This window comes from Novosphingobium sp. FKTRR1 (assembly GCF_020404405.1).
Classification (GTDB): domain Bacteria; phylum Pseudomonadota; class Alphaproteobacteria; order Sphingomonadales; family Sphingomonadaceae; genus Novosphingobium.
In genome coordinates this window covers 1-10,331 of record NZ_JAIZDA010000061.1, presented here as the reverse complement: position 1 = coordinate 10,331, position 10,331 = coordinate 1, and the positions used below count along the sequence as shown (strand labels likewise).

The window sequence follows — 10,331 nt, the reverse complement described above, 5'->3', positions numbered from 1 at the left end:
GCTTGACCAACGCCAAACCATAGTGCGAATAGATACCAACGATCAGGTGCTTTACCTGCGCGCGATCAAATCGGAACGCTGCGCGGCATCAGATCGCAATACATGCGCGCGATCGTCGGAATCCGCATCTCGAAGGCATAGCGAGCGATGCCGGGGCCCGGCAGTTGTGCAGCTGGCAAATCCAGCTCATCGATGACGCCGGCGTGGTCAAGCGCCATGAACCACGGCCCCTGCGAGCCTGCTGCGGCGAGATAGATCGTGCCATGTGCAGTGGTTGAAGCGAACGCGGCCCATCCGTCCGCCTCCCCAAGCTTTCGGCGAAATCCATTCTGCCAAGTGGCCTTTTCGCACTCTTCGCGGACGACGAAAGACTGGGGGTTTTTGATCATTGCATCCCCGCGATCGATCCGAGGTTCAGCATCTTGAGGCCCGCGAACGCATCAACGCAGGCCGTGGCGCCGGTGGGAATGGAGAGCCACATCACACTCGATCCCATGCTTCCTCGATAAGTCGCTGGGTTCTGAATTCGTTGAACTCCCGCAGTTCAGCATTGCGGAGGGCCTTGAATGTTTCGACACCGCAGTCTTTGCCCATGATATTGTCCGGGTCGAGAATGTAGAGCATCTCGTCCTTCGAAAGCTGGAAGACATCGCGGGCTACCAGAACGTCAATCTCGGCTGCCGTCACGGCGCGCTGTTCCGGGTCCTCAGCGATGGCGAATGGATCAGCCAAAATGCCTGCCGCAATCGCCCGATTTCGCAGGGATTCCATCTCTGGTCCGGTGGCGCACAAGGAGCAGACACGCTGGACGATTTCTCGTGAGGATGGCGTCTCCTTGCACAGCCTTGGGAATGGGAGGCTGTCCATAATTGTATAGGACATCTTCAGAGAAACCTTCTTGCGAACCAAGAAGTCCATGACGATCGAGTTCGCCACGCCCAGCCAAAGAAAGTGGTCTTCATCGTCTGGGCCGAGAATGATCGTCGGCACTTTATCGCCACAGATTGTTTCTGGTGGGATCATCGCGGCGATCAGCCCCCGCTGATTGGTGGGACTGGCCACGTCGCCGAACCCGATCCGGTAACGATAGATCCTGTCTCCCAGCTTGTCGGGAATTCGTTCGGGCAGGATACGCCATTGGGGTTGGATTTGCTTGTTGGCTTCGCCGAACGGGAAATCGTCCCACACTGAGGATCGACCGCGCCCTGAGAGATATCCTTTTGCCCTGTAATCATAGGCGTCGATCATGCGCCCCTCGAACACCGGCAGCCCATCGCTACCGTCCGAGAACAGGCCGCGATCTGTGCCCATGTCCACTTCACGCATGTAATGCCGATAGGGTGCCCCTTCGACTTCAGCGCCGAACTTGGGATACAGCGCATACATCCGGGCGCAGATATCGATCTCGGATTGCGCGGCGAATTCCATCACAGCCAGGGCTTCGGGCGAGAATTCCGCGACAACCGAAACCGGAATGGTCAATCCGCCGCCGGATTTGAGCTCTTGCAACTTGTCCAGGGTGTTCACCCGGAAGGCTGCGTGAAACGCCTCCGTCTTGCCGCCCTTCCAGGCGACATAGAGGCAGAATTTCATGCGCGTGTCGATTTTGGAGAACCAGATCCCATGCGTGTTTTCGAATCCCGCCAAACGCTCCAATCGGAATGCGGAAAACAGTTCCTTGCGGATCGCGGTGGCATTGGCCCCGTTGTAAAGGCCTTCCGGCACGAACTGAGCAGCCACGCGGCCTTCCTTCGTGGCCGCCAACGCGGTTTCCACGAACATCCGGTAGACATTGAAGTCTCCCTTGCCCAGGTTGCCTTCCGAAAACAGGCGGTAGCGACCGCTCGACTTGATGAAGTGGACTGCCGAATAGAGATCGGCACAATGCTGGTCCCAGCGCCGCGCAATGACGGGATTGCCCAGCAGCCGAGCGTAAGCCTCTTTCTGCTCATCGGGCGACATGTGGCGTATTCCCGGATCGTAGACCGAGAAAAACTCCTTGTAATCGGGGCTCATCGTATCCCACGGCGGGTTGCCCAACACCACGTCGAAGCCGCCGCGTTGCATCACGTCAGGGAATTCCAGCGGCCAATGGAACGCTCGGGCGCGCCGCGCGGCATCAATGGCCTGACTGAACAGCGGGGCGAATGGATCAACTCCTCGCAGCCACTCCCATAGGGTACCAGAAGTCGGAATTGTCTCGGTGCCCCGGCGCGGCATTCCATCCGGTCCGGAATGATCTCCGCCTTTCGACTTGGGCATCAAAAATGCCGAGACATAAAGGTCGCAAGCCGCCTCCAGCTGCCAGGCCACTGCACCTTGCGCCGTCAGTTCACTCAAGCGTGCAGCCTTGGCCTCGATTTGTTTGACCGTGTCTTCCGGCATGCTGCGAAGGGCCTCGAAGGCACGGGTCAGGTCCTGCGCGCGTTGGAAACCGAAGCCTCCTGCAACGCGCTCCTTTTCCCCGATCTCCCTCCTGTTCTTTCCAACGTAGTATCGCGCCACGTCCTTGTCGTCTGCGGCCAAGGCCTTGTAGGCAGTGTCGGGGATGCCATCTTCCAACACCTTGAGGTCGAACACACCTAGCAGCGCATCACCGCAACGGATCTGCGCATCAAAGAACCCGAGCGGGAGGCCGGGATCAATCGTTTCGATCCAAAGTGCGACCTTGGTCAGTTCTACGGCCATGGGGTTGCGATCGACCCCATACAGACAAGATCGGGCAACATCCCGGAGGGCATGGCGGAAATCGGCCAGCGACGGCGTACCATCGGCCCGGATGCGGGCCACACGCGTGGCAATACGACGTGCGGCTGCCAACAGGAAATGGCCTGAACCGCACGCCGGATCGATCACCGAAAGCTTCAGAAGGGCCTTGGCGGGATCCTCTGCCTCAGCCTCGGTCTTGTCCAAAACGGGATCAAGCGCGGTATCAAGCAGCGCCTGAACGAGGCTGTCGGGGGTATAGTAGGACCCGCTGGTCTTGCGCTGGTTGCCTTTCTGCTCGGCGGCTTCCGAGGCAAAGACCAGCGTCTTGCCATCTTCGCCCAGCTGCGGCTGGAGTTCGAGGAGGGATTCGTAAACGGAACCCAGCTCTTCGGTCTCCATTGCCCGCCAATTCACCGGCACCATGCCGGTTTTGTCCGATAGCCAGGACAGGCGGAATAGCGTCTCCATGAACGCCTTGTTGCGCAAACGGGCGGTTGCCAGGTGGGGGAGCCTGTCCTCAGCGAAAAGGCCGCCTAGAGCCGGTAGGGCCAGCCGATCTTCGCCATGCGCCAGGGCGCGGAAGATGACTTTGACGCCCTCAAAACGGTCGAAGTGCTTGTCCCACGTCGCCGCACGGACGCATTGGATGCGCAGCGCCGCCAGACTGTACCCTTCGGCGTAGAGCTTGCGCGCGTCTGCCCCGGCTTTTTCAGAGTGTAGCAAGTTCCGGTCTTCGGCGACCATGAGGAAGATCAGCCGATAGACGAGGCGAAGCAGTTCGTTGAACCACTCGGTAAGATTGATCTGCCCTGATTTCAGCCTCGCTGCGAGTTCCGGATTGGCTTCAAGAAAGCCAGAGCCCAAGCATTTCAGCGCGAGTTCCACTTGATCGGCGAGACGGTCTCTCGCGGCTTCGCCTTCACGCGATCCAGCGTCGCGCCAGCGTTCGAGATCGCAGTCGGCTGCAGATGCGCCTTCCGATCCAAATCGGCTGCGGTGGATCATCAACCACAGGATCGAGAAGGAGGCAGCATCCTCATTCGCGAAGATCTGTGCGAGGTCCGCTTCGATGTAGGCCGGCCGGGTCAGGGATGCGTTATCCCGCATCAGGCGGATCAGGACGCCGTTGGTAACCAGACCCCAAAGCGCGTCGTCGTCGTCGTTCAGATAGTCCTGGAGCGCGAAAGCAGGCGAGCGCGAGCGATCGGTCGACAGCGTCGGGCTGCGGCGATCAAGCTTGTCATCAGCGGGCGGCACGACGACGATCGGCACCCGTCCACCGGCCAGGAACGATACGGCGCCTTGCTGCGGCGCGAGATCATCGAAACCGAAGGTTTCTTTCAGGAACTCGCGAACAAAGCGGCGCGTCGCTTCGACCGAGGGGTTCTCCAGTCTCGCGAAGGCATCGAAATGAGACTGGCCCACGCGAAACGCGGTCGAGATCTCTTCACGGATCGTCAGACCCTTGCGGATGCCATAACCCGCCCGGGTGTCCGCATCGTCCTTCGGCTCGGCAATCTGCGCGACCACGGCCGGTGCAATCAGATTGCCTTCCAGCGTAAGCGATGGCCAGGCCGACATGTCAGTGATGGTCTTGCGCGCCATTGCTTACACCTCGCTCGGCATCAGGACGAAAAGGCCAATCACATCTGGCGGTGTGACGGCTTCGACGGTGACGCGCGATGCGGATCCGGCAGCGGCGCGGAGACGGGCATGGTCTTGGCTCAGTTCTTCGACCCTTGATTTCACAAAGAATGCCAAGGGGCCATCAAGCAAGGATGGAAGGTCCTCTCTGGCCTTGTTGATGAAGCGGTCGCGGGCCGGCGTTGCCAGGTCGGCAGTTGCAGGCGTGTTCAGCAAGTCCCGGGCAGCTTCGCCGGTTGCCACGATCTGGTTACCCTCAATCGCGACGAGCGTCGCCTCTTCGGCCAGCAGCAATCGCTCTTTCCGGGAATGAACCGTCAGCTTGTAGCGGATCCGAAGCAGCGCAATCCGGGTCACCTGGTCAACCGCCGTGGTCGGCCACGCGCCAACTCTGCCAATCCCCAGGCCGGAGAGGGTTTCCGGATCGAGCGAGGCTTCGACCAACGCTTCCGCCAGCGTCGAGGTCAGCGGATGCGTCCGCGTCAAAAGTGCGGTTCCTGTAGGCGCAGGCTCGGCAACTGCGAGACGTACAGAGCCTGTAAGATCCCGCTGGGACAGCCTCTCCCTCAATGCGCCGTCAAGGGCATGCACATGCGCCAAGAGGACAGACTTACGGGGTTCTAACGGCGCACCGAAGCGGGACATCGTCCGGTCGACGAAGGTCCTCACATCCGCAGGGGAACCTAGAAGCGTTTGCGCCTTCTCCCATTCCGGGGCCACTTCCTGCGGTTTCATGGCATTCTGGGCGAACCGGGCGCGGGATTTCTTCTCATTCTCGGATGCGTCGCGCCAGCGTGCCTCCATGGCCTTCGTTCCATCGTCGAGACGCAGATCAAGGGCCAACTGGCGGGTTTCGCCGCGTCGTAGCATCATCGACGCCATGAGAGCATCGGTCACAGGGCCCCGCTCCTCGGGCAACGGCACGGTCACCCCGGTTGCCTTCCGGATTTCTTCCGCCTTGCGCAAAATGACCTCGAGAACCGCCCCGTCGATCGCGCTGTCAGGCGAAAACATCATGATGGAACGCACCAGTTCCGCAGGCTGACCGAAGCGATCCACGCGGCCTTCGCGTTGCTGATGCCGTGTCGGGTTCCAAGAGAGGTCGTAGTGGATGACCGTATCAAAGAGCTGCTGGAGGTTGATGCCCTCTGACAGGCAGTCCGTGGCGACCAGAATGCGCTGAACATCCTTCTCGTCTTCGGCTGGCCCCATATCTGCCACCCGGTCGCGACGTTCGTCCGGGGTGAGAACGCCCGTGACCGCTTCGACCTTCAGCTTGGGAAAGGCCTTGCGCAATCCGGCGCGCACATGTTCAGCAGTGGCAAGATAGCGACAGAATACGACCGGGTTTGCCCCTTTCTTGATGAGCGGCGTTAGAACATCGATCAATGCCGACAGTTTCGGGTCAGGCTTTGCAACGAGCTCCTCGGCATGCTGAACCAGGGCTAGAAGCGCAGGGTCAGCATCGAAGTTCGCGCTCGGCTCGATGTCTACGGCATCTTCATCGTCACCATCCTCGTCGTAGATCTGAGGTTCGAGACGCTCACTCTCATTTGAGGCCCGGTTTCTGAGAGCGCTAAGCGCCGCGGCAGGCGACGAACCAACGCACCGCATCAAGGCCAGGGTGCCCCAGAAAGCGAGACGGCGTTCGCGTTGGCCGGTTCCGGCTTTGAAGACGACGCCAAAGCAGTAATCCAGAACGGCTTCCTGAAAGGCGAGGTGATCCTTCGAGAGACGATAAGGCAGGCCGCCTTCCATTTCGTCCTTGCGCGGAAACGCCCGCTCTTCGCCCCATTCGCCAGATGTGATGTCGATCCTGCGACGCTGGACGAGATGCCGAGCAAGGCGCTCGCGGAACCTCGCGTCCTCAAAGTCCATTGATGCAAAGGACGGATCGATGAGGGAGAGGAGTCGCGCAAACGCCTGTTCATCACCAGAATGTGGCGTTGCCGTAAGCATGACCATGCGGCGATCCGGATCACGGGCCAAGCCAGAGAGCAGTTCGAAACGCTGCTGCTTGCCTTTGTGAGTGCCCACGCAGGCATGGGCCTCATCGACAATTACAAAGTCGGGACAGGCGCGCGCGAAACCCTCGCGACGCCTGTCAGCCTTGATGTAGTCGAGACTGACAACCGTGTAGGGATATGCGTCGAAGAGTGTCTGGGCGAGAGGCAATCCTCGTTCCAGCCGAGCAGCGGTTCCCGAGGTGACCGCCACAGCATCTATGCCGAACCGGTTCTTGAGCTCCAGAACCCATTGCTCGACCAGATGGGGCGGACACAGCACCGAAAAGGCGTCGACCTCTCCACGATCCATAAGCTCCCGCAGGATCAGGCCGGCCTCGATCGTCTTGCCGATACCAACATCGTCGGCGATCAGCAGGCGGACCACTGGCAGACGCAGCGCCATAAGCAGCGGCACAAGCTGATATGTTCTTGGCTCGAAGGCTAACTGCGCGGCCGATCGGAATGGACCAGCACCCCGTCGAAGCGTCAGGCGCAGGGCGTCCGCCAGGAGGGCGGCCTTCGATTGGACAGTGGGTGAAGCGTCGTCCGGCAGATCGAAGCGGGCAGCCTCGACTGGCATCATCTCAAGTCCGGGGTCGAGTATGACCATGTCATTCTCGCTTCCCGAGAGGGGACGCAGCGCCAAGATGCCTTCGCGCGGCGCGGGCAACGCAACCCACTCGCGCCCACGGGCACGGACGAGATCTCCAGGGGCAAAATTCACGGTCATCGGCTTAACCCTTGAACATCTTGATCATCGCTTCGGGGACGGACATTGCGTCCGGCAACTCGAATACCGTCCAGCCCTTGGTGTCGGAGGTTTCGCGAGCCGCTGGCGTCAAGGGCGCAGCGCAGGCAGCGATGAAGTGGCTCCGCCAGGCGAAATCCATCTCCTGGTCCGCAAAATTCACGGATGAATCATCTGGCGCAGGTAGGCCAGCATCCTTGAAGGCCTGCTCCCATCCAGACGCACTCTCGGACCGCGGTTGCGCGCTGGAAAGCACGACCTCGCCCCGCGCGAGATCGATCAGCATCTGTTTTGCCTCATCGCTCGTGCGGTCGATCAGCTCATGATCTGGCTGATTGAAATAAGAGAGCAGGCAACGATAGCAGCCCCGGACACAGGCCTCGCCCTCGCGATCAGCCAGAAGCTTTGCGTCTCCAGCTGCAATTGCCTCGTCCACCTTCTTAAAATGCATGAGCGCCAGAGCTTCCCTGGCAACCTTGCCCAAGGCCTGTGGATCTTCAACCAGGCGGTTTAAAACACCGGCTCCTCCTTCCGTGGCCTCGTAGGCGAGAATTGAGCGGCGATTGTCGCGGGCAGGCAGGGGCTCGCCGAGAATCTCCCCTTCCTCCAGCTGGAAGACCACCTCGATACCGCGCAAAAGCGCGTGCTGGACGGTCGCCGTCGTTTCGGGTGTGTAAGCTTCGGGCTCGCGGAAGCGGATCAGAAGGGCGTTCTTGCGATCCCGAACGATCGGAACGATGCGAACCGGCTTTGCGACGTCAGGCGGGACATCCACATCCGGGTCTTCGTCCTCGGACTTGGCCCAATACCCGCTGCGAGGGTCGATGTTGAACCCGAAAACGGTCTGGTTCTTGCGGCGCTTCAACCCCTTGTTGATGCGGCTGATCTCCGCACTATTCGCGTATTGCAGAGCCAGGATCGATGTCTCACCGCAACGGAAATCCGCTTCTGTGATCTGGAGACGGCCATCCCGCTTGGGCCAGGAAAATACCGTCTGGATGTCGAAGCCCTGCCGAACACGCTCCTCATCATTCGCGGTGATCCGATCGGCTGGGGCTGCTTCGACGTTGTCGATTCGCAGGGTTCGCTGGACCGGAACTTCGCCGGCCATCGGGGCGTCGCATGCATGGCAACGTTCCACTTCCCCTTCATGACATGCACCGCAATTGGAGCAGATGAAAATGTCCTTGGTGGCGAGCTCTGACCCGTCTCCAGTCCGGACTTCGGGCGGCAGCTTCGCCTTCATCACCCGGTAGGCACGGCCCTCGTGATAGATCAGGCTGCGTGGACCGAATTCCGAAATGGCGAGGAAGCGGGCGCGTTGCAGGAATGACCCAGTTTTCCCCTCGCCGGGCACGAAGGCGTAGAGTGGAAGCCTTGGGAAGTTGTATCCTGGCAGGAAACCTTCGGTTGCCAGGTAGCGATACGAATAGAAGTCCGAGCCGTTCGAGGCCTTGCCCTGTTCAAGGATCGCAATCTGATCGCTTGCCTGCATTTGTGCGGCCTTGATCTTGCGGCGATCGGCCCCGGAAAGACCGGTGATCTCGGAGCGGGCATTCGCCTCCATGAGCTGTGTTCGGGCAGAATTGTAAAGTTCCCGCCAGCGATCGAAGGCGCGATCGAACTCTTGCGGAGCGCTCATTGCGACTTCGAGCACGAAGTCATTAGCGTCGCCCATCCAGATTGGTTTTCGCCCATCCACCGAGGCGAGAATCTGGTCGAGAACCATCTTCATCGGATCGCGCGCTGTGGTCACCAGCTTGGGTTGATTGATTGCGTCCAGGATCTCCTGTTTCAGCGGGTACTTCGGCTGGCTGAGATCGAGGATTTCCGGGATGTCGGGCGAGAGCGCGAGCTTCGCCTCAGCCACCCAGACAGCATGGAGATGCGAGCGCACCAGTTCCTCGTTGGTGATGTCGAGGGCGGGCGGCCGCACGACGCCGGCAACCATGTCGTTGCGCCGTTCGAAGAAATACTGGTCGTGAGGTGACTGGGCTGCGCAGTAGGTCACGATCACCGCTGCCTGACCCGATCGTCCGGCTCGACCAGCGCGCTGCGCATAGTTGGCCGGTGTGGGCGGAACGTTGCGAAGGTAGACGGCGTTCAGTGCTGAAATGTCGACGCCGAGTTCCATCGTCGGCGAGCAGAAGAGAGCGGGCAGGAACTGGTCGGATTCCCCGGCCGCTTTGATCTCGGCCAGATTGTCCTTCAACTTGGCGCGGTCATCATCCTCGAAGCGGAAGCGCCATTCCCGCCATTCGCGCTGCTTTTGGGAGACCTGGGCCGTATGCTCACGCCCTTCGAGGCCCCAGTATGTGCTTTTGCCCCGCTTGAGGTCCGCAGCAATGGAGCTGTAGAGGTCGTGGAAATACCGGTTGCCCTCCGCAGTGCCATTGCGCACCGCAGCTCCGGGGACAAGGCGGACGGCGGACGGTGAGAGACGCCAGCCGAGCAGGTCCGCTTCGATCTCGACGAGAGAGACCAGGCCTTCGCGAGCGAGGAGCTCCATCAGCCCTGTCATCACGGTGAGATAATCGGTCTTGTTGAGCTTCGTGCCGATCATGCTCTTGCGATTGATCAGGCGGCCAACGCGGGAATTGTGACCGGCACGAATGATGGTCTGTTCTTCACGCAGCCCGACGCGGTCTTTCCCTGGGGCCTGCAGAAAGAGCGTCGTGCGGCTGCGCGGTGTTTCTTTCTGGTCCATTGCCCAGGGAGTCCTCAGGAGATTTCGGGACTTTTGAGCGACGGAATCGAGCACAGTCAGTTCGAGCGCCTCGGTGCTGACCGCCAAGCCCTCTAACATGGCGCCAAGCAGTTCTTTGAGGAGCTTCTTGCGGGCTTCCACATCGAGGCCGCCAAGCTCGGGAAGCACGGCCATGAGGCCTTCCGTGTCTTCCGCGATATCATCCAGCCCGATGAACTCGACGTCGATCAGCTTGAGCACCGAGAGGCTTGGATTGGTGTAACGCCATCCGCGCCTGAGGTCTGTCCAGACGCGATGGGCAAGCACCTTGGCAAGTGATCGTTGTGCGTCTTCCCGCACCACTGCACCCGCTTCTGGATCCAGCATCCAATGGATCCGGGCAGCCTTGTTTGTCAATCGGCGTCCAATCGGGACCCCCTATCGGCGCGCAAAAGGGACCCCCTTTGCGTTGCGAGGATCGGTTGATGCTGGGCGCAGGTTTCGCGCTGCTGGCGGCGTAGGGAGGGCGTAGCCCGAC

Annotated in this window: 4 protein-coding genes; all 4 read right to left on the bottom strand. The window is 60.5% G+C overall.

The window, feature by feature from the left end:
- Positions 1–65 precede the first annotated feature (65 nt).
- A complete protein-coding gene (locus LDN95_RS22340; RefSeq protein ID WP_226019720.1) occupies positions 66–389 on the bottom strand; it encodes a hypothetical protein in 324 nt (107 codons plus the stop codon).
- Between the two features lie 91 nt (positions 390–480).
- On the bottom strand, positions 481–4,314 hold the full coding sequence (locus LDN95_RS22335) for an N-6 DNA methylase (protein WP_226019719.1): 3,834 nt from the start codon (positions 4,312–4,314) through the stop codon (positions 481–483).
- Positions 4,315–4,317: 3 nt separating this feature from the next.
- Positions 4,318–7,089: a DEAD/DEAH box helicase gene (locus LDN95_RS22330; RefSeq protein WP_226019718.1), complete on the bottom strand. Its 2,772-nt coding sequence runs from the start codon at positions 7,087–7,089 to the stop codon at positions 4,318–4,320.
- A gap of 4 nt (positions 7,090–7,093) precedes the next feature.
- The gene (locus LDN95_RS22325; RefSeq protein ID WP_226019717.1) at positions 7,094–10,180 is read right to left on the bottom strand and encodes a DUF1998 domain-containing protein; all 3,087 of its coding nucleotides are present in this window, start codon (positions 10,178–10,180) and stop codon (positions 7,094–7,096) included.
- Between the last annotated feature and the right edge of the window lie 151 nt (positions 10,181–10,331).